Raw genomic sequence first — 25,984 nt, forward strand, 5'->3', positions numbered from 1 at the left:
GCAGAGTGTCGGGCATGAGTTGGAGCAAGACCCTCGGAATCGGAGCGGCCGGGCTGGCTGCCGTCGCCACCCACGATCTGCTGCAGCGCCGACACGCCATCCTGCGGACCTTCCCGGTCGTCGGCCACGCGCGCTATCTCCTGGAGAAGGTGGGTCCGGAGCTGCGGCAGTACATCGTCACCGACAACGACGAGGAACGGCCGTTCAACCGGGACCAACGCCGGTTCATCTATGCCAGCTCCAAGCTGGAGAACCCCTATTTTGGCTTCGGCACCGACAACAACGTCGAGCGTGACGAGGGCTATGCGGTGCTCAAGCACCGCACGTTCGCCCCGGTCTCCCCCAGCACGTTGGTCCACTCCGGCGAGCATGACGTGCTGCCGTGCGCGAAGGTGATGGGTGCCGCGCGCGGTCGCCGCCTGGCCTTCCGGCCGCAGTCGGTGATCAATGTGTCCGCCATGAGCTACGGCTCCCTGTCCGCACCTGCCGTCGCATCCCTCAACCGGGGGTGCGCCGAGGCCGGCGTGCTGCACAACACCGGTGAGGGCGGCATCTCGGAGCACCATCGCCAGGGCGGCGACCTGATCTTCCAGATCGGCACGGCCTATTTCGGCTGCCGGGACGAGGACGGGGCCTTCAGCCTGGACAAGCTCAAGGCGCTGGTGGCCTCGGCTCCGGTGCGCGCGATCGAGGTCAAGCTCAGTCAGGGCGCGAAGCCGGGGCTGGGCGGCATGCTCCCGCAGGCCAAGATCACCGACGAGATCGCGCAGATCCGGGGCATCCGCAAGGACCGCGACTGTGCCAGTCCCTCCCGCCACGCCGAGTTCGACTCGGTCGACACGATGCTCGACTGGATCGAGCTGATCGCGGACGAGACCGGCCTGCCGGTCGGCATCAAGTCGGCGGTGGGTGACCTGCAGTTCTGGGAGCACCTGGCCGAGCAGATGGCCACGACCGACCGTGGCGTGGACTTCATCACCATCGACGGTGGCGAGGGCGGCACCGGCGCCGCCCCGCTGTCCTTCGCCGACTCGGTCGCGCTGCCCTTCCGCCTCGGCTTCCCACGGGTCTACCGGCTCTTCGCTGAGCGCGGTCTGGCCGACCAGATCGTCTTCATCGGCGCAGGCAAACTGGGGCTGCCGGACAACGCCGCGGTCGCCTTCGCCCTCGGCGCGGACATGGTCAACGTCGCACGCGAGGCGATGATCTCGATCGGCTGCATCCAGGCCCAGCGCTGTCACGACGACCACTGCCCCACCGGCGTCGCCACGCAGAACGCCTGGCTGACCCGCGGCATCGACGTGCCGCTCAAGGCGAGCCGCGCTGCGAACTATCTGCGGGCCTGGCGCCGGGAGATGCTCAAGCTCGCCGAGGCCTGCGGCGTCGTGCACCCGGCCCTGCTCGACGCCGATGACATCGAGATCCTGCTCGGGACCCGCAGCGCGACGCCGCTGCGCGAGGTCGTCGGCTATGAGCCGGGTTGGGCGCTGCCCAATCAGGAGCAGTGCGCCGCCCTGCAGACCCTGATGGCAACCGCCTCACGCGGTGGCAGCGCGCAGCGGTCGGCGACCTCCCGATGACTGGACCAGTCAGGCTCCCGATGACCAGGCGACGCCAGGCCCTCGTGCGATGAACCGGCCCATCCCGCTCACCGACCGGCAGTGGACCGCCTCCCTGACCGACGAGTCCCTCCCGGTGCTTCCGGAGCTGCTCACCGACCAGGTGCCCGGCCCACTGGCCGCTGTGGCAGCCGCCGCGGGCGGCAGTGTCACTGCCGTGGTGGTGAGCCAGGTGACCTGGTGGCCCGGGCGGAGTGCCACGGTCTCCTGGGACAGCATCATCGAGGGTGGTTCACTGGCCGGTCGAGCAACCTTCGTCGGCACGACGCTGAAGGCACCACCCGAGGCCGTCACGGTCGGCGACGGCGAGGAGAGCGTCGCGGTCTGGCGCGTGCCGCACGACCCGTTCCTGCCGGCGCTGGCCCACGTGCTGCAGCCCGAGGTCGCTGCCTCCGTCGTGGCGGGTCTGGGTGGGCAGATCACCGAGCCGCACACCCGGCTGCGGGCCTACCGGCCCAGTCGCCGAGCAGTCATCGAGGTCACCGGGCAGGGCCACAAGGTCTATCTGAAACTGGTGAAACCACGCCGGCTCGCTGCCCTGCACCAGCGGCACCTCGACCTCGAGGGTGTTCTGCCGGTGCCCGAGCCGCTGGGGATCAACCGCGACCTGGGGTTGCTGGCGATGCGCAGCATGACGGGATCGACGTTGCGCGACGTCCTCGAGGACCCGAACGGCCGGCTGCCGCGTCCTGAGGTCATTGCCGGGCTGCCGGGCACGCTGCCGAGGTTGGCCAGGACCGCTGACGTGCACTCCTCGATCGAGGCCCTGCCGCGGGTGGCCGAGCTGTTGCGGCGCCTGCTCCCGATGGAGGCCGACCGGATCGACCGGCTCGAGGAGGCGATTGGCACCGACGACGTCACGGACCGGGTGCCCGCCCACGGCGACTACCACGAGGCGCAGCTGCTCGTCGAGGATGGACGGGTCAGCGGCATCCTCGACGTGGACACCCTTGGCGTCGCACGTCCCGGCGACGATCCCGGCACGATGCTCGGACACCTGGCCGTCTGGCACACGATGTCCGCACAGCCGGATCGGATCGCGGCGTATGCCACCGACCTCCAGCAGCGGTGGGAGTCCACCCTGGACCCGCGGGACCTCCGGCTGCGTGCCGCCGCACGCATCCTGGGACTGGCTGCCGGCCCGTTCCGCGTGCAACAGGAGGGCTGGCCCGTGGAGACCTCCCGGCGATTGGCCCTGGCTGAGCAGTGGGTGCAGTCCGCCGAGTCAGCCTGACTGGGGTCTGTGTCGCCGCACCCGCGCGGGTCTGTGTCGCCCTGCCGGCGCGGGACCGCGAACAGCGACTGCCCTCCCACTTCGGATCGTGAGAGTTTCCTCACCGTCGTCCAACAATCTGCTCATCTCGACTCTCGATGATGGATGTATCAACAACCCAGTGCATCGGTTCTCGAAAGGACGATCATCATGAGCTCCAACACCCCCAAGTCCCGCGCGTGGACCGTTGTCGTTGCTGCCACCGCCGTCACCGCGATCGGCGGAGCCAGTGTCGCCGCGGCCTGGACCACGCAGGCGGCCAGCCCCGAGACGACGGCTGTCACCAGCGCGGTGACCCTGAGTGAGCAGCGGAGCCTCACCGCGGACGACACCACCGCCAGCGCCGCCACCTGGGAGCGTCTGGGCAGCCAGGCCGGTGAGTGGAACGCAGCCAGCGTGTCCACCGCAGGCAGTGTGTTCGCCAAGGTGGGTGACATCAGCGCCGCCGAGGACGTCCAGTCCGCGAGCGTCCAGTCCGTCCAGTCGGTGGCCTCGGCGGTCAGTGCCCAGTCGGCCGTGAGCGCTCAGTCGGCACAGTCGCCGATCAGTGCCCAGTCCGCACAGTCGCCGATCAGTGCCCAGTCCGCGCAGTCGCCGATCAGTGCCCAGTCCGCGCAGTCGCCGGTCAGCGCCCAGTCCGCACAGTCGCCCATCAGCGCCCAGTCAGCTCAGTCGCCCATCAGCGCCCAGTCGGCACAGTCACCGATCAGTGCCCAGTCCCCGGCATCGCCGGACTCCCCCGCGTCCCCCGACTCGCCTGACTCCCCCGCGTCCCCCGACTCGCCTGACTCCCCCGCGTCCCCGGCATCGCCGGACTCCCCCGCGTCCCCCGACTCGCCGGACTCCCCCGCGTCCCCCGACTCGCCGGACTCGCCGGCGTCCCCCGACTCGGTCGACTCCCCGGACAGCGACGACGCCTGACCGGCAGGCCTCAGGGCGCAGCCACTGCCTCGAAGGCCTCGATGAGCACCTGCTCGTCGGGGCCTTCGAGCCGCTGCGGAGACCCCACAGCGGACAGCACAATGAAGCGCAGGGTCGCGCCCCGCGCCTTCTTGTCCCGCCCCATCGCCCGGCGCAGCGGCTCCCAGCCGCTGCCCGCATAACTGGTGGGCAGTCCCACCGCGGACAGCACGGTCCGGTGCCGATCCAGCACGTCCTGGCCCAGAACACCGGACCGCACCGCCAACTCAGCGGCAAAGATCATGCCCACGGCGACGGCGTCACCGTGGCGCCAGCGATAGTCCTCGACCTGCTCGATCGCATGGGCGAAGGTGTGGCCGTAGTTGAGGATCTCGCGGATGCCAGCCTCGGTCAGATCGTTCTCGACCACATCGGCCTTGACCTGCACGGCCCGGGCGATCAACTCACTGACCACCGGGGCGCTCGCCTCGCACGCGGCAGCCGGGTCGGCCTCGACCAGCTTCAGGATCGCGGGGTCAGCGATGAAGCCGCACTTGATGACCTCAGCGAGACCGGACACAAAGTCAGCCCGAGCCATCGAGCCCATCCACGTCGGATCACACAGCACCGCTCGCGGCTCGTGGAAGGCACCGACCAGGTTCTTGCCCTCAGCCGTGTTGATGCCGGTCTTGCCGCCAACGGCCGCATCGACGACACCGAGCAGCGAGGTCGGCAACTGCACGACGTCAACCCCTCGCAGCCAGCTCGCCGCGACAAAACCGGCCAGGTCCGTGGCCGCCCCTCCCCCGACGCCAACCACCAGGTCGTTGCGGGTGAACCCTGCCTGCCCGAGCGCACCCCAGGCACCGGCCAGCACCCTGACGTCCTTGGCGGCCTCCGCGTCCGGGACCTCGTGCACGTGCGGCTCGCCACCGGCGGCTCGCACAGCCTCCACCACCTCGGCCACCAGGTCGGTGCGCCCGCGCTGGTGGATCACCATGACCCGTCGCCCCTCGCTCACGTGCTCGGCCAGTCGGGTCAGCGCACCGACCCCGATGTGGACGCCATAGCGTCCACCGACCGAGATGCTGCGTATGCCGAGGCTCGCCGCATCCTGCCCGTCACCATCATCCTGGGCACCATGATTCTGGGCACCATCCTGCGTGGAACCGGTCACGACGGGTCCAGCTCGGCGAGGACATCGTCAACAACCTCTGCCGGGGTCCGCCCTGCGGTGTCGACGCGGTGCGAGCCCACGGCCTCGTAGACGGGCCGACGCGCCTTCATCATCCGGGTCCAGGACGCGCGGGGGTTGACCGCCAACAGTGGTCGCGAGCCATCAAACCCGACCCGCTTCGAGGCGTCGGCAATGCTTACATCGAGGAAGACCACGCGGTGTCCGGACAGGGCGGCCTGCACGTCCGCGTCGAGCACGGCTCCTCCGCCGAGTGCCAGCACGCCACCGCCCTCCTGGAGTGCCGCGAGCACGGTCTCCCGCTCGATCACCCGGAAGGCAGCCTCCCCGTCATCGACAAAGATGTCGGAGATCGAGCGCCCCTGGGCCTGCACGATGAGGTCGTCGGTGTCCCGGAACCCGGTGCCCAGTCGGTCGGCGAGCAGCGCCCCGACCGTCGATTTGCCGGCCCCAGGGGGCCCGATAAGCACCGCGTGGGGCGCCTGTGTGCTCACGAGTCGCTCTCCTGGGCGTGGCTCTCCTGCGCATCGCCCTCCTGGGCGTGGCTCTCCTGGGCCTGGAGGTCATCCACCACGGAGGCCTGGCCACCCATCAGGCGGGGAATCGCGGCGAGGTAGGACTCGACGTTGCGGCGCACCTCGGCCACTGAGTCACCGCCGAACTTCTCCAGCACGGCGTCCGCGAGCACGAGGGCGACCATCGCCTCGGCCACCACCCCGGCTGCCGGGACGGCACACACATCGGAGCGCTGGTGGATCGCCGTGGCCGACTCACCGGTCGCGACGTCGATCGTCTGCAGGGCACGTGGCACGGTGCTGATCGGCTTCATCGCCGCCCGCACGCGCAGCACCTCACCGGTGCTCATGCCGCCCTCAGTGCCACCGGAGCGCAGGGTCTGGCGCTGGATGGCACCGCTGTCGTCTCGCACGATCTCGTCGTGGGCCTGGCTGCCGCGTCGGGCCGCCGTGCGGAAACCCTCTCCGAGCTCGACACCCTTGATCGCCTGGATGCCCATCAGGGCGCCCGCCAGACGGGAGTCGAGCCTGCGGTCCCAGTGCGTGTAGGAACCCAGGCCCGGCGGCACGCCCCAGGCGAGCACCTCCACGACGCCACCCAGGGTGTCACCGTCCTTCTTGGCGGCGTCGATCTCGGCGACCATGGCGGCCGACAGATCGCCGTCGAGGGTCCGCACCGGATCGGCGTCGATGGCCACGACGTCGTCGGGGCGGGGCAGGCTGGCCGACGCAGGGGCGTCGATGTCACCGGCCACCTGGGGCACCGATCCGATGGCAACGGTGTGGCTCACCAACCGGATCCCGGCAGCCTGCTCCAGGAAGGCCGCCGCAACGGCGCCGAGGGCCACGCGGGCGGCCGTCTCACGGGCGCTGGCCCGCTCGAGCACCGGGCGTGCCTCGTCGAAGCCATACTTCTGCATCCCCACCAGGTCGGCGTGGCCCGGGCGCGGCCGGGTGAGGGCCTTGTTGCGGGCGATCTCCTGCGGTGCCCCGACGTCGCTGGCACGCTCGAGGTCGCTGCGATCCACCGGCTCGGGGTTCATCACCGCCGTCCACTTGCCCCACTCGGAGTTGGCGATCTGCAGGGCGATCGGGCTGCCGAGCGTCAGCCCGTGGCGCATTCCGCCCTGGAAGGACAACTGATCAGCCTCGAACGACATCCGGGCACCACGGCCATATCCGAGCCGGCGGCGCGCCAGGGCGCCCTCGACGGCCGATCGTTCGACCCGCACACCGGCGGGGAGTCCCTCGAGCAGAGCGGTGAGCGCGGGACCATGCGACTCACCGGCGGTCAACCAGCGCAGCATGGCTCGCATCTTGTCACGCGTCAGAACAACGCAGTCAACGCACCCGGGCCAACGAGCACCCCGATGAGGGCGCCCACCATCATCGGTGGGCCATAGGCCAGCTCACCCGAGCGCCCCACCTTGCGCGTCACCAGGAGGTAGACGGCATAGAGCCCGCCAACCAGGAACCCGGCGTACATGCCCACCAGGACCGTCTGCCAGCCAAACCAGCCCAGCCCCATGCCCAGCAGCGCGGCCAGCTTGACGTCTCCGAGCCCCACAGCCAGCGAGCCCCGTGCGAGCGAGAGCAGCGCGAGCGCGAGATAGGCAGCGCCGCAGGTCAATCCGGCCAGCACCACACGGGCGATCGCGCCCCACTCGGAGGCCACCACACCGGCGATGGCGAGCCCAAGCAGCAGCGTCCCCATGGACGGCCACATCAACCGGTCGGGCAGTCGGTGGACGTCAAAGTCCATGGCGGCCAGGCAGATACACGACAACGCGATGACCATGGCGGTCACCATGACAATCGTCCGCACCACCCACGCATGATCGGAGTCAGCGCCCGGGTCGGCGCCACCAGGCAGGGCCGCGTCGGTGAGCAGGATCCGCCAGGCCAGGACCCCCCAGGACACAGCGAGCGCCGGCACCACCCACCACCGGGAGCCCGGGATCGGCAGGTCCTCCTCGTCGGGCTTGCGATAGGTGACCCAGCGCAGCCAGCGCGCCACGGGCACCCCGACGACGACGCCGGCCGCCACCACCAGCCAGGGAATGATCTCGGCGCTCACCGCGCCCGCCCCATCACGGCCGCGCGTCCACGGCGGCGGCCAGGGCCGCAGCCATCGCGACGACCGGTGCGTCGTGGCCGGTCATCAGCTCGACCTGCCGCACGCCCTGGTGCAACAGCATCGCGTCACCCCGACCCACCGAGACCCCCTGTGCGTTCCATTCCGTGGCCCACGGCGTGGGCCACCCTGCATACACCACATCAAACACCACGGCGCCGACCGGCAGCGACCAGCCGTCCACAGGCGGGGTCCCACCCGCCGGGACCGTGTTCACCACGACGCCGGGCGTGCCCCACGAGGCCGGCCCCTCGGCATACGGGCTGGTCGTGACCCGCAGTCCCAGCTCGTCGGCGAGCTCAAGGGCCCCTGGCCGGACCTGATCACGCACGATCAGCGTCACCTCACTCACCCCGAACCTGCTCAGGGTGAGCAACGCCGACCGGGCCGTCGCTCCGGAGCCGATCACGGCGGCCGTGGACGCGGTCTCCAGACCCTGGGCGCGCAGCGCCTGCTCCAGCCCGTGCACGTCCGTGTTCTCGCCGTGCCAGCCGTCGTCGCGGCGCAGCAGGGTGTTGGCCCCACCGACCAGGCGTGCCTCAGGCCCGACGTGGGTGGCCAGGGCCAGGGCCTCCTCCTTCAGTGGCATCGTGACGGCCAACCCGACCCAGTCACCCGGCAACCCCTCGACGTATGCCGCGAGGTCACCTGCCTCGACCTGGTCCCGGTGGAAGGACCACCCCTCCAGACCGAGGGCGTCATAGGCAGCCCGGTGCAGGACCGGTGACATCGAGTGGGTGATCGGCGAGCCGACGACCCCAGCACGCCAGGTCATCGATCAGCAGCGGTCCGGGTTGTCTTCACACCACTGCAGGAACTCCGCCTCATATTCCTGGTGCTCCTCATAGCTGTTCGTGAAGACGGTCTCACCGGTGTCCGGGTTGACCGTGACGAAATACTCCCAGTCGCCCTCCGCCGGGTTCATGGCCGCCTCGATCGCCGCGGCGCCGGGGCTGTTGATCGGCCCGGGGGGCAGCCCCTGGTGCAGATAGGTGTTGTAGGGACTCTCGTCCTCGCGCTGCTCCTTGGTGGTGCCGGCCAGGCCGCGCTGCTGGTGGATGAAGTGGATCGTGGAGTCCATCTGCAGCTTGCCGTCGGTCTCGGACCCCTCCTTGAGGCGGTTCTCGACGACCCGGGCGATCTTGGGGAGGTCCTCGGCAAACAGCCCCTCGCCCTGCACGATGCTGGCCTTGATGATGATGTCGTGCATCGCGTCGGGCTCGAGGCCAAGGTCGGCGTAGCGCTGGGCCCCCAGGTCGAGCATCGCCTGAAGCTGCTCCTCGGGCGTCGAGTCCTGGCCGAACTCATAGGTGTCGGGCCACAGATAGCCCTCGAGCTCGCCGTTGGCCGCCTCGGGCAGATTGAGCGACGCGGGATCGATGGCCTCATAGTCCGCGACGTCGTTGCCCGTCGCGTCGGCGAGCAGGGCGAAGACCTCCGCCGTCCACAGACCCTCTCGGATCGTGACCCCGGCCACCTGGCGGGCCTCGGGGTCGACCAGGCGTTCCAGGGCTGCTGCCGAGCTCATCTCGTTGGACATCAGATAGGTGCCCGGTTGGATGCCGGTGGCGCGCGGGTCGGCGGCAGCGGTGTTGGCGAAGCCCTCGGCCGAGGCCACCACGCCCGCGTCGAAGAGGATCTGGCCGATCTGGCCGCCGCCGGCGCCCTGCGGGATCTCGACGGTGACCTCGCCGCTGCCCTCACCCTCGAAGTCCTCGGGGGCGGAGCTGCCGAACGACAGGTCCGGGATCATGCCGCGGACCGCGTTGAACCCGATGATGCCGCCGACGATGACCACGGCTGCGGCCACGACGATGGCGCCGATCCGCAGCAGCGGGTTGTGGTGCTTCTCCGGACGACGCGGACGGAAGTCGTCGTGTCCCTCCGGGGGGCCCTGGAGCACGTCGTGTGCCAGAGACTCGTCGTGCTCCTCGGGGAAGAGTTCATCGTGGTGGGTCTCACCGTGGTGGGTCTCGTCATGGTGGGTCTCACCGAGGAGGTCCTCGGCGTGCACCTCGCCCGGAGTCTGGTCCTCAGCCCAATCGTCCGCCGGGGGTCGGCTCATGGTTGGGTTCCTTCGCTCGTCGTCGAGGTCCGCTTCGCCCGTGGCTTGCGGCCCGCGATGCTCTCACCGGGGGGGCGACCGGTGCTTCGTTCCGTGTCCAGTGCAGCCTGCAGTATGACGACTGCCGCCGCCTGGTCGACACGCGCACGGTGTCGCCGGCCGGGCACCCCGCTGGCGTGCAGGGACCGGTGTGCGTCCACCGTGGACAGCCGCTCGTCAACCAGTCGCACCGGGATCCCGCCGAGACGGCGGTGCAACGCAGAAGCGTAGCCCCGGATCGCCCGAGCGGCCACACCTTCACCCCCGGAGAGGGTGCGGGGCAGGCCCACGATCACCTCGATGGCCGACCGATCACGGGCCTGGGAGGCGATCTCAGCGAGATCGCTCAGCGTGTCGGTGTCACGCCGCAGCGTGGCCACCGGGGTCGCCAGGATCCCTGCCGGGTCACTGGCGGCCAGGCCGACGCGGGCGTCACCGACGTCGACCCCCAGTCGCACACCTGGACGTATGCCGTGGCGTGTGTCCGCGGGCTCGTCACCGGGGTGCGTGGCCCGGGAGGGCGACGCACCCGGTGGGGGCCCGGGGGGCTGCGGCTGCGCGTCAGGCGCTGCCAAGGGCCTGCTCGATCTGGGTGAGGGCCTCGCCGATCTTCGAGGCGTCCTGTCCCCCACCCTGGGCAAGGTCGTCCTTGCCGCCACCGCCGCCGCCAAGGGTCTGGGCAGCGACCTTGACCAGCTGCCCTGCCTTGACTCCCCGATCGCGCGCACCCTGGTTGGTCGCGACGACGACCACCGGGCGATCCTTCACCGCAGACGCCGCGGCGACCACCGTGGCACGCTCGTCCCCGAGGCGGGCGCGCAGGTCGGTGACCAGTCGGCGCAGGTCATCACCGGACACGCCAGCGCCGGCGTCGTGCCCGAGCCAGGTGACGCCGTTGACGTCCTTGGCCGAGGCGACCAGGCTCGCGGCGTCGGACATGACGGCCGCCTGACGCATGGTCGTGATCTCCTTCTCGGCCTCCTTCAGGCGGGCCAGCAGTTGGCCGATCCGGTCGGTGAGGTGCTCGGGGCGCGCGCCGACCAGCCCGGAGATCTCGCTGACCAGGGCACGCTCGCGGCCCAGGAACTGCAGGGCGTCCAGGCCCACCAGGGCCTCGATGCGGCGCGACCCGGAGCCGACTGACGACTCACCCGTGAGGGTGAGCGCACCGATCTGGCTCGAGTGCCGCACGTGCGTGCCACCGCAGAGCTCGCGCGACCAGGGGCCACCGATCTCCACGACGCGAACCTGCTCGTCATAGGTCTCGCCGAACAGTGCCAGCGCACCGGCCTCGCGGGCCTCCGGCAGCGTCATATAGGCCGCGGCGACCGGCAGGTCCTGGCGCAGCGCGAGGTTGGCGACCTCCTCGATCTCCGACCTGGTCTCCGGTGACAGCGCGGAGTTCCAGGCAAAGTCGAGGCGCAGATAGCCGGGCTTGTTGTAGGAACCGCTCTGCAGCGCCGTCGGGCCGAGCACCTGACGCAGGGCCGCGTGCACCACGTGGGTGCCGGAGTGCGCCTGACAGGCCTGGACGCGCCACTCGGGGTCGACCTGGGCATTGACGGCGGTGCCCACGGTGAACTCCCCGGACTCCACCTCGACGGTGTGCGCGATCAGGCCCTTGACGGGCCGCTGCACGTCGCGGACGCGCAGGATCGCTCCCGACGCGGTCTCGATGACACCCTCGTCGGCGATCTGCCCGCCGGACTCGGCATAGAACGGGGTGCGGTCCAGCACGACCATGCCGCGCTGGCCCTGGCTCAGGGCCGGCACCGTGGCGCCGTCGACCACCAGACCTCGCACGGAGGCCTCGGCGCTCAGCGTCTCGTAGGCGAGGAAGTCGGTGGGGCCCTGGTCGCGCAGCTCGCGCCACACCTCGGTGGAGGCGTGCCCGGACTTCTTGGCCCGGGCGTCGGCCTTGGCCCGCTCGCGCTGCTCGGTCATCAGGCGGGTGAAGCCGTCGCGGTCGACCTCCAGCCCCTGCTCGGCGGCCATCTCCAGGGTCAGGTCGATCGGGAAGCCATAGGTGTCGTGCAGGGCAAACGCCTGGTCACCGGCGAGCTTGCTCTCGCCGTTGTCCTTGGCGCGCTTGACCGCCTGGTCAAGGATGGTGGTGCCCGAGGCGAGCGTGCGTCGGAAAGCCTCCTCCTCGGCATACGCAATCTGACTGATCCGGCCGAAGTCGGCCTCCAACTCCGGATAGGACGCCTTCATCACGTCCTTGCTGACCGGCAGCAGGGCCGGCAGCGTCGGGTCCTGGACACCGAGCAGCCGCATCGAGCGCACGGCACGGCGCAGCAGGCGGCGCAGGACATAGCCGCGGCCCTCGTTGCCCGGGGTGACCCCGTCGGACATCAGCATCAGGCCGGACCGCACGTGGTCGGCGACGACCCGGAACTGGACGTCGGTGCGCTCGTCGTTGCCGTAGGTCAGACCGGACATCTCCTCGGCACGCTCGATGACGGGATAGACCTCGTCGATCTCGTAGAGGTTGTCCACGCCCTGCAGCAGGTAGGCGACGCGCTCCAGGCCCATGCCCGTGTCAATGTTCTTGGACGGCAGCTCACCGGCCACGTCGAAGTCGACCTTGGAGCGGACCTCGGAGAGAACCTCCTGCATGAAGACCAGGTTCCAGATCTCCAGGAAGCGCTCCTCGTCGACCTCCGGACCACCGTCCGGGCCGAACTCCGCGCCGCGGTCGACGTAGATCTCGCTGCACGGCCCGCCGGGACCGGGAACGCCCATGTGCCAGTAGTTGTCCTCCAGGCCGCGGCGCTGGATCCGCTCGTCGGGCAGGCCGGCGATCTCGCGCCAGAGGGAGGCAGCCTCCTCGTCGCCGTCAGGCAGGTGCGGGAGCAACCCCGGTCCGAGCACGGTGACCCAGATCTTGTCCGGGTCGAAGCCCAGTCCGCCCTCCTGCTGGGAGCCGGTGATCAGCTTCCAGGCGTTGGTGATGGCCCCCTCCTTGAAGTAGTCACCGAAGGAGAAGTTGCCGTTCATCTGGAAGAACGTGCCGTGGCGGGTGGTCTTGCCAACCTCCTCGATGTCGAGGGTGCGCACGCACTTCTGCACCGACGTGGCGCGTGTCCACGGCGGGGTCTGCTGCCCGAGGAAATAGGGCTTGAACGGGACCATGCCGGCGTTGACGAACAACAGGTTCGGGTCGTCGTAGACCAGCGGGGCGCTGGGCACGACTGTGTGACCGCTGCCTTCAAAGAAGGACAGCCAACGTCGTCGGATCTCGGCGGTTTCCATGGGCTCCTCGTCGTTCGGGGTGACGCTGCACTCTATCTGCCGGGGCGGGTTCCCCGGATGATGGCACGCAGCTCGCGCCAGCGTGGGCCCAGCCGCTCTTCCCAGCCACGGTCGCTCGGGCGGTAGTACTCCGCCTCGACCAGGTCGTCCGGCAGGTATTGCTGTGGCCCGACAGCGTTGGGCTCGTCGTGGCTGTAGCGATAGCCCACGCCGTGGCCAAGTTGCGCCGCTCCGGAATAGCTGCTGCCGCGCAGGTGCGCTGGCACCGCGCCCCCGTGGCCGGCGCGGACGTCCGCGATGGCCGCGTTGATGCCGTTGTAGGCCGCGTTGGACTTCGGGGCCAGCGCGTTGTGCACCACGGCCTGGGCCAGGATGATCCGCGCCTCAGGCATGCCGATCTGAGCGACAGCGTGCAGGGCCGCGACCGCAGTCTGCAGGGCGGTCGGGTCGCCCATCCCGACATCCTCACTGGCAGAGATCACGATGCGCCGCGCGATGAAGCGCGGGTCCTCCCCCGCCTCGAGCTGCCGCGCCAGATAGTGCAGTGCCGCGTCCACGTCGCTGCCCCGCATCGACTTGATGAAGGCGCTGGCCACGTCATAGTGCTGGTCGCCGGTCTTGTCGTAGCGCACTGCCGCCTGATCGACGGCCTGCTCGGCAACCGCCAGGGTGATCGCGACGGTGTCCCCCTCCCGCCCGGCAGGGACGCTGTCCAGGGCAACCCCCGCGGCTGCCTCGAGGGTCGTCAGGGCCCGTCGTGCGTCTCCCCCGGCGATCCGGATCACGTGCTCGCGTGCCGCTGGGTCGAGCTCGAACCCACCGTCGAGGCCGCGCTCGTCCTGCAGTGCCTGGTCGATCACGTCACCGACCTGCGCATCGTCCAGCGAGGTGAGGCGGATCAGCATGGACCGGGACAACAGCGGTGCGATGACGCTGAACGACGGGTTCTCGGTGGTGGCGGCGACGAGGATGACCAGGCGGTTCTCCACGCCGGGCAGCAGCGCGTCCTGCTGGGCCTTGCTGAACCGGTGGATCTCGTCGAGGAAGAGGACGGTCTGTCTGCCGTGCAGCGATCGCTCCTGAGTCGCTCGCTCCATCACGGCGCGGACGTCCTTGACGCCAGCGGTGACCGCGGAGAGCTCGACGAAGGTGCGTCCGGCGGCCTGGGCCACCAGGTGGGCCAGGGTGGTCTTGCCGGTCCCCGGAGGCCCCCACAAGATGGCGGACAGCGGTCCGGCAGCACCGGCGTGCCCCTCGATCAGACGCCGCAGTGGGCTCCCTGCCCGGAGCACGTCGGCCTGGCCACGGACCTCCTCGATGGTGCTCGGGCGCATCCGGACCGCCAGGGGCGGTTGCAGGTCTGGGTGATCGACGGGAGTCGCGCTGAAGAGGTCCTGATCCGCCATGGGCCCAGCGTATGCGGACGTGCCGACGGAACATCACCGACAGAGCATCACCCGCTGGCAGCTTCACCCACTGGCACCTTGACCCACGGTGCCCGATTAGCATGCCGTGGTGGCCTCGGACACCCTGCTGCGCAACATCACCTCGCACCCTGACCTTCTTGAGCTCTGTGGCGGCGACCCGTTCGTCCGCTGGGGCATCCCTGACCCGTTCACCGGAGCTGTCCTGGCTGGCCCCGGAGCAGTCGCCGTCGAGCGCTTCGGGCGGCGCGGGCGCGGATTGTGGGTGTTCCCGCACTCAGGTGGGCACAGCGTCGCGATCCGCGACCTGCTCGAGGCCCTGGGTGGCCCCGTCGCAGAGCGCGGGATCACCGGCATCTCCGTGCCCCAGGAGTATGCGGATCAGTTGGCTGCGACCTTCGAGCTCGGCTCAGGGGGTGAGTGGGACTGGATGTGGACCGACCAGGCTCCGCCGCCCGTGCTGTTCGAGGATCGCCTCATCACCCTCGATGACACCCGCGACGCGGCAGAGCTAGAGGCCCTCTCTGCGGTTCACAGCCCCACCGGGGAGGGTGACCCTGGCACGGGTCGGACCGACCTGTGGTTGGGCATCCGCACTCCGGAGGGCCAGCTCGTGGCGGCGGGAGCGATGCAGTCCCTGGAGTCCGGGGCGCCGCACCTGGCCGGGATCGTCACTCACACGGACCACCGTGGTCTGGGCCTGGCCCGCGCGGTCACGGCTGGGCTGACCCGCCACGCGGTCGACGAGCACGGCGTGTGCACGCTGGGGATGTACTCAGCCAACCCACCTGCCCGGGCGATCTATTACGGACTGGGTTACCAGACGGCATACGCCTGGCACTCCCGCAGACTCGCCACCGACTGAGGCTCCGCACCCTCAGCCCGCCGACGCCTGCACCTCAGCAGACCCACACCCGCGCCCTCAGCCCGCCGACGCCTGCACCCTCAGCGCACGCCGGAGGTGGTCGGTCTGCTCGATGACGATGCGCCGCAGGGCCTTTGGAGCCTCCGGGTGCTGCTCCAACCAGGTCTGCGCAGCGAGCAGCGATGGAGCCTCGTCGGGCTGGTTTCCTGCGACCAGGTCCCCGCGCGGGAACAAGCCGGTCACCAGAATGCTGGCCATCACCATCGAGCGCTGCTGCCACCAGTTCGAGATCGAGGCGTAGTAGTCGTCGGCATACGACTGCGTCGCGGGCCCGCCCGACGGCTCGGTAAACCCAGCCACCAGGGCGCGCAGGTGATCGTTGGTCAGAGACTCATCCGCGACCATCGCCTCCCAGGCCGCAGCCTTCGCCGACGCAGAGGGGCGGGCTGCCGTTGCTCGCAGGTGCGCGGTTCGTCCAGTCATCGTGTCGTCCGCTGCCAGCTCGGCGGCCAGCGCGTCGTCCGAGACCGCGTCCTGGGCGGCCAACGCGGCGACCGCGCCCCATCGCAGGTCCTGATCGACCACCAGTCCATCGGGCACCGAGGTTCCGTCGAGGAGTCCGCCCACCACCTCGACACCCTCTGCGGTGGAGGCGGTCGCCCGCACCAGGGCACGGGCCAGGACGGCCTGCCGGTCCGAGTCCGCCTCTGCTGCCCACAGCGCGTCGCGCAACATGGCCACCTGCTCGCCTCGCCAGTCCGAGCGACGGGCAACGGGGGCAAAGGACTCGATGGCCGAGTGCAGATTGGTCAGGCCCGAGGCGAGGAGTGCCGCATCAGCCTCATCGGGCAGTTGCTGCAGGGCACCGCGCACATAGCGGTCGACGGGAAGCTCGCTGTCGCGCACAGAGTTCCAGAGCGAGGACCACACCACGCCGCGGCTGAGCGGCGACTCGATCGAGCTGACGTGAGCCAGCGCAGTCTCGGTTGAGACGGGATCGAGGCGGACGGTGGCATAGGTCAGGTCGTCGTCGTTGATCAGCACCAGGTCGGCGTGCTCGCCCGCCGCTTGGGGCACCTGGGTCTGCTGACCGGTGACATCGATCTCGTGGGCTGCCACCCGGGACAGGCGGTCCCCTTCCAACGCATAGCAACCCACCACCAGGCGATGAGGTCGGTCGATGAAGGCCCCAGCAGCCGGACCCTCTCCACGTGCGTCGCTAGCCAGTGGGTCGCTTGCCCTCTGACGGATGAGCAAGCTGGTCAGCGTGCCGTCCTCAGCCCGTTCCACCACCGGGGTCAGTTCCGAAATGCCGGCGGTCTCGAGCCACACCCGGGACCACGACGTCAGGTCGCGGCCGGAGGCCGCCTCCAGGCACTCCATCAGGTCGCTGACCTCGGTGTTGCCGAACGCGTGGCGACCGAAGTAGTCACGGGACCCGGCAAAGAAAGCCGACCGGCCGACATACGCCATCAGTTGCTTGAGGGTTGCCGCACCCTTGGCATAGGTGATGCCGTCGAAGTTCTGCCGGGCCGCCTCCATGTCATCGATCACCGCGACGATCGGGTGAGTCGTGGGCAGCTGGTCCTGTCGATAGGCAAATTGCTTGCGGTCCATGGCAAACCGCGTCCACGTGTCGGTGTACTCAGTGGCCTCCGCGGTCACGTGATAGCCCATCAGATCGGCGAAACTCTCTTTGAGCCACAGGCCGTCCCACCAACGCATCGTCACCAGATCCCCGAACCACATGTGGGCCATTTCGTGCATGAGCGTGTTGGCCAGTCCCTGACGCTGTGCCCGGGTGGTTCTGCCGCGGTGCAGGTATTGCTCGGTGAAGGTCACCAGGCCCGGATTCTCCATCGCGCCAATGTTGTACTCCGGCACGAAGATCTGGTCGTACTTGCCCCACGGGTAGGGATAGTTGAAGTGCTCGTCGAAGAAGTCCAGGCCTTGCCGGGTCAGCCGGAGGACCTCGTCGGCGTCCAAATAGTCCACCATCGAGGCACGGCAGAGAACACCCAGTGCGATCTCCTGCGAGGTGCCGTCAGCACGCTCGGTCGACCAGGTCCCGTCCACGCGGTGATAAGGCCCGGCAGCCACTGCCGTGATGTAGCTGGACAACGGTGGGGTGGGCGCGAAAGTCACTGTCGCAGCGTCCCTTTCCTGCGTGCGCTCGACCTCAGGCTGCCCGGACAGGATCACCCATTCTGCCGGGGCAGTCACGACGAAAGTGACCTCGGCCTTGAGGTCCGGTTGCTCGAAGACTGGATAGAGCCGGCGGGCATCGGTGGGCTCAAAGTGGGTGTAGAGGTAGGTGTTCCCGTCCTGCGGGTCGGTGAACCGGTGCAGTCCCTCGCCACTGCGGCTGTAGACGCAGTCCGCCTCGATGCGGACCTCGTTGTCCCGTGCCAGGCCGGTCAGCGGGACACGCGCACCGTCATAGGAGAGGTCGACCGGGGCGCCGTTCAGGGTCACCTTGACAACCTGGTCGGCGATCAGGTCCACCCAGGTCTCCTCGCCGGTGGCTGTGAAGGCGATGGTGCTGACCACCCGGAAGGTCCGCGCTGTCGGGTCGGTGGCTGATCTGAGGTCGAGCTCAACTCGCTGCTCCCCCACAGCAATTGTCCTGGCGCGCTCGGCGCATTCGGCGTGGGTCAGGTTCGTCGTGGCAGTCACGATGGCCCAGTCAAACAGAACGCACCGCTTGACGACACCCCCTGGCGTCTCCGCATGTCTGAGTTGCCCCGTTGGGTGGACATCCTGACTGTCAAGTTTGCATGGCCGGAGAGAGGCTGGCGTCACCCCGCACGAGGGCCCTTGCCGTTCCTGAAGCTGTCCGTTCCTCGGCCTTCCCATGTATGTTTCCGCAGGTCAAGACGATCTGCTGGGAGTGTCAGACGTCATCCCTAATGTTGTAGGTAGCTGATCAGGACGCAGTGAGTTTCCTGGCCAGGACGGGTTCGCGATGGAGCGGAAGGAGGGGTGATGGACACCAAGGTCGTGCAGCGGAGGATCCGGGAGAGCCTGCGCCGTCCTCCGGTCGTGCGGGCCCGTTCGTCGCGTCCTGCCGGGCGCAAGGACCCGTCAACCTCCCCCGAGCTCACGGACGCCACGGAAACTCCGGAGTCTGTGGAGTTCACGGACGCAGCGGACTCTCCGGAGTTCACGGACACTGCGGACTCTCCGGAGTTCACGGACACTGCGGACTCTCCGGAGTTCACGGACGCTGCCGGGGTCCCTACTGAGTTGTGGGTGACCTCCTTTGCCGACCTGATCGCACCGCCGGCCAAACCCACCTCCGAGGCCCCACCAGAACAGGGGCACCCCGATCAGGAACCAACCGATCTCGACACGCCCGCACGTCTGCGCTCCGTCCTGAACGACTTCGGGCTGGACGAGTCGATGGTCGAGTCCCTGACTGGCCTGGTCGAATCCTGCGCGACCGTGGCCACCGTTGACGAGCAACCCTCCGTCGTCGCCCGGGGGCAGGCGCTGTTGTCCAGCATGGAGTCGTCGAACGCGACCGCTGGGCGGTTGGATGCGGTCCTGCTCTCCGCGACCAGGGAGCTGACCGCCGTGCAGGGCCAGATGCTGCTCCTGGACAAGGGTGGCACCACCCCGGACGACCTCACCCCAACGCAGTGGGAGAAGTGGCGGGCCCAGGCCAAGCGGGCGACACGCAAGGAAGTGGAAGCCCTGATGGGGTGGTGTCCCGGGGAGGTCTCTGACCTGGTCGCGGTCGCGAACCTTCCCGCCTCGGTCACTGCCCCGGTGGCCCACTCTCTGAAGTCGGGCGAGTCGACGTGGCGGCTGGTGCGCCGCTACTTCCGGGCCTGCTCCACGTTCAGCACCGAGGACTCGGCTGCGGTGGCCAACGGGCTGTTCGGCGACGACCCGGCAGCGTCGGTGTCTGAGCGGCTCGACTCTGCCGGTGAGTTCCTCGGTGGGCCGTGGCGCCACCGCGAGTTCTACCGTGCGCTGGACCGTGAAGTGCACAAGATCAAAGGTCGCGACCCGCAGTCCACGAAGAAGACTCGTGAGGATAACCTCGCCGCCAACGACACGAGGGTGTTGGTCGAGGACAACGGCACCGCGCAGGTCATGATCGGGTGCACCGCCACCCAGGGCGCCGCGGTCGCTGACCGCATCGACAAAGCGGCCCGGGCTGCCCGCAAGGCCGGCGACCCACGCACCCTGTGCCAACTCCGTGCCGCGGCCGGCATCGCCCTGCTGCTGCACGGCACCGCCGACCTGACCGGACTACCCGACGACCCAGCCCTCGTCACGGTCGAGCAGTCCGAGCAGCTCACCAAAATCCTCCACGGCCTCCCAGCCGCGCAACTCAACGTCATCGTCCCGCTCAACGCCCTGATCGGCACCACCCCAGGCGGCATGACCCCCACAGGGTCTAGCCCCGGCACGAGTGTCGATGCCGAGGGGAACCCGATCCCCGCCGCCTTCGCTACCGCTGGTGCTACCCCTGGCCAGTCTGGCAGCCGACCCTCCGGCTCCGGTGGCGTCAGCTCCTGCACCTGTGAGTGCACCTGCGGCGCAGAGACCGCCTCAGATCAAGCGCCCGGAGACGCTTCGAGGGGACAAGACCGCCCTGACTCAGGCCCGCCAGGACCAGACTGCCCACCCCAGCAGGCAGCATCAGGAACCCAGCCACCAACTCCCGGTGAACCGGATGGTGAGGTCGGTGTCGGCGAAGTGATCGGCAAGCACAGTGTGTTCCTGTCCCCCGATGAGGTCCGCACCCTCGCGCTCACCCCTGGGTCGACGATGTACCGGCTACTGACCGACCCCGCCACCGGCGTCCTGGTGGAACGCTCGATCAAGGCCTACCCCTTCGATGCGGGCATGCGCGCGCACATCATCGCCGCGGATGTTTTCTGTCGCATGCCTGGCTGTCTGAAGCCGGCGTCGGTGGCGCAGATTGATCACGTCCAGGAACACGGCACCCCCGGCGGGCACACGTGTATCGCCAACGGACAACCACTGGACACCCCGGACCATGATCTGAAGACCAAGAAACTCTGGGACGCGGTGATCCACGCCAACAGGGACGTCACCTGGACTACCCTGCTCGGGCGGATCTACACCACCAAGGCCCATGACTACAACCAGTACACCAAGCTATTGACTGCAGCCACCACACAGGTCCACGAAGCCATAGCGTCAGGGGATGATCCTGCTGCGGCTGTCGATGCAGCGGTGTATCAGGCGTTGTCCTACCGTCCAGCCGGGGCCAAGCTCGAAGCCGAGGATGACGACGACTTCAGCGAACTCTTCACCGGCTGGGACTCCGTCACCCTGACCCACACCCCCGAGAGCGGACGCCGGACCTACCACCCCGCCCCGGACGCCATGCGCGCCGAGGCACAACGCCACCACGACACCGACGACCGAGTCACCCACGACCAGCAGGACACCGAGGACGACCAGACCACCAGGGCCGACCAGCAGGACACCGGGCACGACGAGAGTGCTGGCGCGACTGGCCAGACCCACCGAGGCCAAGACGACCAGACTCCGGGCCACAGCACCGGGTCCGAGCAGCCCGACGACGGACCCACCACACCCTGGACCCACGACCCCGACGAACCACCACCCTTCTAGGCGGTGGGATCGATCTGATGTCGGGTCGAGTTGGCGCCCTAGCCGAGGTTGCGGCGCACGGATCGACGCTTCAGCATCCAGCCCACGGCCACCCCGATCAGCGCCACCAGCGTGAGCGCCAACCACAGTGGTGCGGTGAAGGTCATCCAGAGCAACCGCAGGTGGAGGTCATCGGTGTTCTGGGCGATAAAGGTAATGGCCAGCAGTGCCAGGACGATCGTGATCCAGTGAGCCTTGAGCAGGGTGACGACCGGGCTCTGTTCTTGCGCCCGCTCGGACCGACGCTGTTCGGACATCGATGACTCCCCTCCTGAGGACACGGAACGATCTGAGCCGCGCCCTGAGGTCTCATCGTGTCACCAGATCAGCGGAGATGGCGACTCGACCCGATTGTCGACATGGCCTTGCCAGGGTGCTCCCCAGGCCGTCGACGAGCGCTTAGTTGTGACGAGCGCTCAGTTGTGGTGCATGGCCCTGCGGGACAGGCGGTTGCCAAGTGCTTGAGCCAGTTGCACCAAGATGATGATGACGATGACCGTGACCCAGACGACGCCGAAGTTCCAGCGCTTGTAGCCATAGTCCAGGGCAAAGGCACCCAGGCCCCCGCCATCCAGAGTTCCTGCCAAGGCCGACATGTCCACGACAGCGATGCAGATGAAGGTGTAGCCCAGGATCAATGGACCAAGGGCCTCCGGGACCAGGAGGGTCGTGATGATCCGCCAGCGCGTCGCACCGGTGGCTCGGGCTGCCTCGATCACGCCGGGGTCGATCGCCACCAGATTCTGCTCCACGATGCGTGAGACGCCGAAGGTGGCGGCCACAGACATCGGCACGATCATCGCCGTGCTGCCCAGCCGGGTCCCGACGATGCCCACGGTCAGTGGGGCCACCGCAAAGAGCAGGATCAGGAACGGGATCGGCCGGAAGATGTTGACGACCAGGTTGAGGACCCCGAAGACCCAACGGTTCTGCAACAGTCCGCCCCGTCGGGTCGTGTAGAGCCCCATACCGAGGGTCAATCCCAGCAGGCCGCCGATGACAAGGGTGGCCGAGACCATATAGAGCGTCTGCCCGGTGGCCTCGATCAGGCTGGAGCCGTGCTCGCTCCACTCGAATCCGTCATTCATCAGGCGACCTCCTCGACCTCGGTGACCCCGCGCAGCTGTGCGACCACCTGGTCAACAGCAGCCTCGGGGCCGGACAGCTCCAAGGTCAGCGACCCAAACGAGCGTGCTTGCAGCGTGCCGATGCCGCCGTAGACGATCTCGAAGCTCACACCCTGGGCACCAGCCCCTGCCAACACCGTGCCCAGACGAGAGCCGTCGTGGACTGTGGCAGTGACGATCCTCCCGGGGTGAGCCTGCCTGATCCGGGCCAGGTCATCTCCGATCGGCTTGTCGTGGATCACGGTCGAGACAAACTTCCGCCCGACCTCAGACTGCGGGTTGGTGAAGACCTCAAAGACAGTGCCGATCTCAGCGACGTGACCGCTCTCCAGGATGGCGACGCGATCAGCAATGGCGCGGACAATCTCGAGCTCGTGGGTGATGACCACGACGGTCACGCCCAGCTCGCGGTTGACCTTGCGGAGCAGCCGCAACACGTCCTGAGTGGTCTCGGGGTCAAGGGCGCTCGTGGACTCGTCCGCCAGCAGGATCTTCGGACCGGCGGCCAGCGCACGGGCGATGCCGACGCGCTGCTTCTGCCCGCCGGACAGCTGATCCGGATAGGAGTGCGCACGGTCCAGCAGACCGACAAAGTCCAGGAGCTCGGCGACGCGAGCGTCACGGCGCTCCTTTGACCAGCCCGCAACCTTCAGCGGAAAGGCCACATTGCCGGCGATCGTGCGCGACCCAAAGAGGTTGAACTGCTGGAAGATCATCCCGATGTCGCGCCGTTTGCGTTCCAGTTGCGACTCCGACATCTGCACCACGTCCTGCCCGTCAACAACGAGCTCTCCGGAGGTGACCCGCTCCAGTCCGTTGATGAGCCGCACCAGGGTGCTCTTGCCAGCTCCGGAGTAGCCGATGACCGCAAAGATCTCCCCCGCGTTAACGCTCAGATCAACATGGTCGACCGCGGTGACGTCGCCACTGCGACCGGTGAAGACCTTGGAGACGTCCCGGAACTCGATGATCGAGGACCGGTCAGCTCTCGCGGTCACGTCAGCTCTCGAGGAACCCTCAGCTCTCGCGGACACGTCAGTTGCTGGCCTGGAGGTTGGCCTCGGTCTCCCCGAGCACCTCCTGCAGGCGCTCGGTGTCATAGCCCTCAACGATCACGGCAGTGCCGCCGAACGAATCCACAACAGACTGCAGGACCTCCGGGTCGTGGTAGAGCTCAACGATCTTCAGGTAGGTCTCGTTGTCCAGGTCACCGGGCCTGGCGGCGAAGATGTTGATGTAGGGCTGGGCGCCCTGCGACTCGGGGTCGTCTGCATAGACGTAGTCCTCCAGGTCAAACCCGGCGTCCTTGGCGAAGTTGTTGTTGGTGATCACCCCAGCCACATCGGCATCGTGGATCAGTCCCGCCGTCTGGCTCGCCTCGACCGGTCGCACAACCACGGTGGAGGCATCCTCGTCGACGTCCTCGGGCGTGGGCGTTGTCGGCTCACCCTCAAAGGTGATCAGCCCGGCACTCTCCAGCACGAAGAGGGCTCGAGCCTGGTTGGTGGAGTCGTTCGGGATGGCGACCTGATCACCAGCACTGAACTGGTCGACCGAGTCGTGCTGCAGGGAGTACAGCGGGAGCGGCACGATCATCGTGGACCCGATGGGCTGCAGGTCGTCACCGGTGTTGACGTTGTGGTCGGCCAGATAGAGCAGGTGCTGGAAGGAGTTCAGGTCGATCTCGCCCTCGGCCAGTGCCGGGTTCGGCAGCGTGTATTCGCTGAAGTTGACGATCTCCAACTCGATGCCCTCCTCGGCTGCCTTGTCCACCAGGACATCCCAGTAGGGCTGGCTGGCCTCGGTCGTGCCGATCTTGATGACATCGCTGTCATCGTCACCGCCGGCCAGAGCCCAACCCCCGGCGGCGAGGGCAGCCACCAGGACGAGTCCGCCGGCGATCAACGGGGTTCGGCTGCGCTTGGGCTTCGCGGGGAGGACGGGGGTGCTGGCGTTCTCAGACGGAGCGGTGTTTTCAGATGGCGTGGTGTTCTCAGACATGGGACTGCCTTTCAGGCACAGGAAATCAACGGGGCACGGCGTGGACGGCACGGCGTGAGCGGCCGACGGCAACGATGCCGGGGCCAGGGAATGCGGAGAGGTATGCCGCGTGGCCGGCAAGGCCGTCGCGGCGAGTGTTCAGTGGATGCGGCTCAGCAGCGACACATCATGGGGTCGGCAGACATCACGCAGCACATGTCGCGGCGTCCCTGGGGACGGACCGGGACTGGGTGCACAGCGTGGCTGCTCATGACTCTCCATCTCATCGCCTGGTCAACCACTCGGAGGCTGACGCGGGGACGGGCTGACGGCCCGACCTCACCTATTAGAGGTGAGTCGCGCGCGGCCTGTCAAACCGACAGTGACGAAGAACCATCGGCAGACACGGGGACTCCACGCAAGCTAGTCAGTGATTCTTTCCGTTGACTGCGGTGCCAGCGAAGGAATCTGCGGAATCTTGAATTCTCGACGCAGGACCCGTCGGGCCATGTGCACTCCCGCCATGCCGTGCACACCAGGGCCTGGAGGTGTGGATTGTGAGCAGAGATACACCCCGGGGGCCACGGCATACGGGTCCAGAGCCGGGCCGGGGCGAGCCACCATGTGCCACATGCTGATCAAGCCACCGGCGATGTCACCGCCCGGATAGGCCGCGTTGTGATCGGCCATGCGTGACGCGGGGGTGACCAGACAGTCCACCACCAGGTCTCGGAAGCCCGGGGCGAAGCGCTCGAGCTGGGCCTCCACTGCGGGGCGCACATCTTGCGTCGAACCGTGTGGCACGTGCGCATAGGCCCAGACCGGCCGCAGTCCGCTGTGCCCGAGACGTGAGTCGTCGTGTTGGGCAGGGTCACTGAGCAACACGACCGGACGCTCCGCGTGGCGGCCAGCCGCAACGTCTGCCTCTGCGAACCGCATCTGCGCGAGCGAACCGCCGATGTGCTGGGTCCCCGCGCGCACAACCTCCGGGTCCGCCCAGGGCACGGGACCGCTGAGGACATAGTCGAGTTTGCAGACACCGGCACCGAGGGGCAACTGACGCAGCCGCGAGCGATACGGCTCTGCCAGCAAGTCCGCGGCGACGCGGGCATGCGTGTTGAGCACGTGGACACGGGCCGGCGGCAGGTCACGCGGGCTGCGCACCGAGTGATCGGTGATCACCTCGCCGCCGTGAGCCAGCAGGTCGGCCACCAATGCCTGGGAGATCGCCCCGATCCCGCCGCGGACCAACGGCCACCCGGCCGGTGCGTGCGCCAGCGCCCCCAGATAACTGGCTGTGCCGGCAGCGGCGAGCGACGGGAGCGTCGAGATGGTGTGCGCCGCGACACCGCCGATCAGGCTGCGGGCCTCCTCGGTGCGCCAATAGCCATCGCCCCAGGAGCCAGCCATCAGGGCGGTACTCCTCCCCAGAGCGGCGCCCGCTCTCGCCATTCGGAGCGGATCGCCTCGCGGCACAGATCGCTTGTCAGACAGGGCGATTGCGGCAACTTCGGCGGCATGTGTCGACAGCGGCCCCAGGAGACGTCGCCATCGTGGGCCGTCCACTCCCAGACGCTCGACCGTCCGCTCGAGGTCGCGATAGGCGATGCCCGCCCGTCCGCCCTCCAGCGGCTGAGCATAGGACGCCTCGGGGACGATCAACTCAACCCCGCGGGCCGCCAGGTCAAACTCCGCAAAGAAGGGCGAGGTCGGTGCTGCCGCGGGCACGGCCGCACAGACATCGCGCAGCAGCCCCTCGGTCTCGGCAACCCGGTCGGTGATCAGCGGCAGGGAGCGCACTCCCCCACCGCTGCTCGGTTGTCCCTCCAGGACCGTCACGGACAGCCCGGCCCGAGCCAGGATCACCGCGGCCGCGAGTCCGTTGGGCCCGGACCCGACCACGACCACGTCCCTGACTGAGCTCACCAACCCAGT

The 25,984-nt window shown here is 68.6% G+C and carries 20 protein-coding genes; 5 read left to right on the forward strand and 15 right to left on the reverse strand.

Annotated elements, in window-relative coordinates; translation table 11 throughout:
- Positions 1–14: 14 nt before the first annotated feature.
- The 3 genes from NF556_RS11890 (at position 15) to NF556_RS11900 (ending at position 3,813) form a co-directional block, all read left to right on the forward strand.
- Positions 15–1,580: an FMN-binding glutamate synthase family protein gene (locus tag NF556_RS11890; RefSeq protein WP_252591146.1), complete on the forward strand. Its 1,566-nt coding sequence runs from the start codon at positions 15–17 to the stop codon at positions 1,578–1,580.
- Positions 1,581–1,629: 49 nt separating this feature from the next.
- Positions 1,630–2,853: a phosphotransferase gene (locus NF556_RS11895; RefSeq protein WP_252591147.1), complete on the forward strand. Its 1,224-nt coding sequence runs from the start codon at positions 1,630–1,632 to the stop codon at positions 2,851–2,853.
- 189 nt (positions 2,854–3,042) lie between these two features.
- The gene (locus NF556_RS11900; protein ID WP_252591148.1) at positions 3,043–3,813 is read left to right on the forward strand and encodes a hypothetical protein; all 771 of its coding nucleotides are present in this window, start codon (positions 3,043–3,045) and stop codon (positions 3,811–3,813) included.
- A 10-nt stretch (positions 3,814–3,823) separates the two neighbouring features.
- On the opposite strand, the gene aroB is transcribed toward NF556_RS11900, so the two are convergent.
- The 9 genes from aroB to NF556_RS11945 all read right to left on the reverse strand — a co-directional run bounded on the left by aroB (position 3,824) and on the right by NF556_RS11945 (position 14,401).
- A complete protein-coding gene (aroB, locus tag NF556_RS11905) occupies positions 3,824–4,888 on the reverse strand; it encodes a 3-dehydroquinate synthase (protein WP_425607074.1) in 1,065 nt (354 codons plus the stop codon).
- Between the two features lie 77 nt (positions 4,889–4,965).
- Positions 4,966–5,481, reverse strand: a complete 516-nt coding sequence (locus NF556_RS11910; protein ID WP_252591150.1) for a shikimate kinase — start codon at positions 5,479–5,481, stop codon at positions 4,966–4,968.
- Positions 5,478–6,809 carry a chorismate synthase gene (gene aroC / locus NF556_RS11915; protein ID WP_252591151.1) on the reverse strand — a complete coding sequence of 444 codons (1,332 nt, stop codon included), beginning with the start codon at positions 6,807–6,809 and terminating at the stop codon, positions 5,478–5,480. The genes NF556_RS11910 and aroC overlap by 4 nt, the downstream gene beginning before the upstream one ends.
- 20 nt (positions 6,810–6,829) lie before the next feature.
- A complete protein-coding gene (locus tag NF556_RS11920) occupies positions 6,830–7,579 on the reverse strand; it encodes a prepilin peptidase (RefSeq protein ID WP_252591152.1) in 750 nt (249 codons plus the stop codon).
- A 13-nt stretch (positions 7,580–7,592) separates the two neighbouring features.
- The gene (locus NF556_RS11925) at positions 7,593–8,411 is read right to left on the reverse strand and encodes a shikimate dehydrogenase (RefSeq protein ID WP_252591153.1); all 819 of its coding nucleotides are present in this window, start codon (positions 8,409–8,411) and stop codon (positions 7,593–7,595) included.
- Between the two features lie 3 nt (positions 8,412–8,414).
- Positions 8,415–9,701 (reverse strand): endolytic transglycosylase MltG, encoded by a 1,287-nt coding sequence (gene mltG, locus NF556_RS11930; RefSeq protein WP_252591154.1) that lies wholly within the window; start codon positions 9,699–9,701, stop codon positions 8,415–8,417.
- Entirely contained in the window at positions 9,698–10,198 is a 501-nt protein-coding gene (gene ruvX, locus NF556_RS11935; protein ID WP_252591155.1) for a Holliday junction resolvase RuvX, read from the reverse strand. The genes mltG and ruvX overlap by 4 nt, the downstream gene beginning before the upstream one ends.
- A 103-nt stretch (positions 10,199–10,301) precedes the next feature.
- Positions 10,302–12,995, reverse strand: a complete 2,694-nt coding sequence (gene alaS / locus NF556_RS11940) for an alanine--tRNA ligase (protein ID WP_252591156.1) — start codon at positions 12,993–12,995, stop codon at positions 10,302–10,304.
- Positions 12,996–13,027: 32 nt separating this feature from the next.
- Positions 13,028–14,401, reverse strand: a complete 1,374-nt coding sequence (locus NF556_RS11945) for a replication-associated recombination protein A (protein WP_252591157.1) — start codon at positions 14,399–14,401, stop codon at positions 13,028–13,030.
- A gap of 109 nt (positions 14,402–14,510) precedes the next feature.
- Here NF556_RS11945 and NF556_RS11950 point away from each other — a divergent pair, with 109 nt between their 5' ends.
- Positions 14,511–15,284, forward strand: coding sequence for a GNAT family N-acetyltransferase (locus NF556_RS11950; protein ID WP_252591158.1), 774 nt, complete (start codon positions 14,511–14,513; stop codon positions 15,282–15,284).
- Positions 15,285–15,341: 57 nt separating this feature from the next.
- Here the strand turns inward: NF556_RS11950 and pepN are convergent, their stop codons facing one another.
- Positions 15,342–17,960 carry an aminopeptidase N gene (gene pepN / locus NF556_RS11955; protein WP_252591159.1) on the reverse strand — a complete coding sequence of 873 codons (2,619 nt, stop codon included), beginning with the start codon at positions 17,958–17,960 and terminating at the stop codon, positions 15,342–15,344.
- 309 nt (positions 17,961–18,269) lie between these two features.
- Here pepN and NF556_RS11960 point away from each other — a divergent pair, with 309 nt between their 5' ends.
- Positions 18,270–20,903 carry a hypothetical protein gene (locus tag NF556_RS11960; RefSeq protein ID WP_252591160.1) on the forward strand — a complete coding sequence of 878 codons (2,634 nt, stop codon included), beginning with the start codon at positions 18,270–18,272 and terminating at the stop codon, positions 20,901–20,903.
- 38 nt (positions 20,904–20,941) lie between these two features.
- On the opposite strand, the gene NF556_RS11965 is transcribed toward NF556_RS11960, so the two are convergent.
- From NF556_RS11965 to NF556_RS11985, 5 genes are all read right to left on the reverse strand, one after another.
- On the reverse strand, positions 20,942–21,199 hold the full coding sequence (locus tag NF556_RS11965; protein ID WP_252591161.1) for a LapA family protein: 258 nt from the start codon (positions 21,197–21,199) through the stop codon (positions 20,942–20,944).
- Positions 21,200–21,358: 159 nt separating this feature from the next.
- Positions 21,359–22,030 (reverse strand): methionine ABC transporter permease, encoded by a 672-nt coding sequence (locus tag NF556_RS11970; RefSeq protein ID WP_252591162.1) that lies wholly within the window; start codon positions 22,028–22,030, stop codon positions 21,359–21,361.
- Positions 22,030–23,067 carry a methionine ABC transporter ATP-binding protein gene (locus NF556_RS11975; protein WP_252591163.1) on the reverse strand — a complete coding sequence of 346 codons (1,038 nt, stop codon included), beginning with the start codon at positions 23,065–23,067 and terminating at the stop codon, positions 22,030–22,032. The genes NF556_RS11970 and NF556_RS11975 overlap by 1 nt, the downstream gene beginning before the upstream one ends.
- Before the next feature lie 37 nt (positions 23,068–23,104).
- Positions 23,105–24,070 (reverse strand): MetQ/NlpA family ABC transporter substrate-binding protein, encoded by a 966-nt coding sequence (locus NF556_RS11980; protein ID WP_252591164.1) that lies wholly within the window; start codon positions 24,068–24,070, stop codon positions 23,105–23,107.
- Positions 24,071–24,472: 402 nt separating this feature from the next.
- Entirely contained in the window at positions 24,473–25,975 is a 1,503-nt protein-coding gene (locus tag NF556_RS11985; RefSeq protein ID WP_252591165.1) for a phytoene desaturase family protein, read from the reverse strand.
- Between the last annotated feature and the right edge of the window lie 9 nt (positions 25,976–25,984).

The organism is Ornithinimicrobium faecis, assembly GCF_023923225.1.
In the GTDB taxonomy this organism is placed as follows: Bacteria; Actinomycetota; Actinomycetes; order Actinomycetales; family Dermatophilaceae; genus Ornithinicoccus; species Ornithinicoccus faecis.

Bases quoted from the DNA above. Each gene is read 5' to 3' on its own strand.
- mltG (WP_252591154.1), bottom strand. From the start codon at position 9,701: ATGAGCCGACCCCCGGCGGACGATTGGGCTGAGGACCAGACTCCGGGC.
- alaS (WP_252591156.1), bottom strand. From the start codon at position 12,995: ATGGAAACCGCCGAGATCCGACGACGTTGGCTGTCCTTCTTTGAAGGC.
- NF556_RS11890 (WP_252591146.1), top strand. From the start codon at position 15: ATGAGTTGGAGCAAGACCCTCGGAATCGGAGCGGCCGGGCTGGCTGCC.
- NF556_RS11980 (WP_252591164.1), bottom strand. From the start codon at position 24,070: ATGTCTGAGAACACCACGCCATCTGAAAACACCGCTCCGTCTGAGAAC.
- NF556_RS11945 (WP_252591157.1), bottom strand. From the start codon at position 14,401: ATGGCGGATCAGGACCTCTTCAGCGCGACTCCCGTCGATCACCCAGAC.
- aroC (WP_252591151.1), bottom strand. From the start codon at position 6,809: ATGCTGCGCTGGTTGACCGCCGGTGAGTCGCATGGTCCCGCGCTCACC.
- NF556_RS11960 (WP_252591160.1), top strand. From the start codon at position 18,270: ATGGACACCAAGGTCGTGCAGCGGAGGATCCGGGAGAGCCTGCGCCGT.
- NF556_RS11965 (WP_252591161.1), bottom strand. From the start codon at position 21,199: ATGTCCGAACAGCGTCGGTCCGAGCGGGCGCAAGAACAGAGCCCGGTC.
- NF556_RS11970 (WP_252591162.1), bottom strand. From the start codon at position 22,030: ATGAATGACGGATTCGAGTGGAGCGAGCACGGCTCCAGCCTGATCGAG.
- NF556_RS11925 (WP_252591153.1), bottom strand. From the start codon at position 8,411: ATGACCTGGCGTGCTGGGGTCGTCGGCTCGCCGATCACCCACTCGATG.
- NF556_RS11895 (WP_252591147.1), top strand. From the start codon at position 1,630: ATGAACCGGCCCATCCCGCTCACCGACCGGCAGTGGACCGCCTCCCTG.
- NF556_RS11900 (WP_252591148.1), top strand. From the start codon at position 3,043: ATGAGCTCCAACACCCCCAAGTCCCGCGCGTGGACCGTTGTCGTTGCT.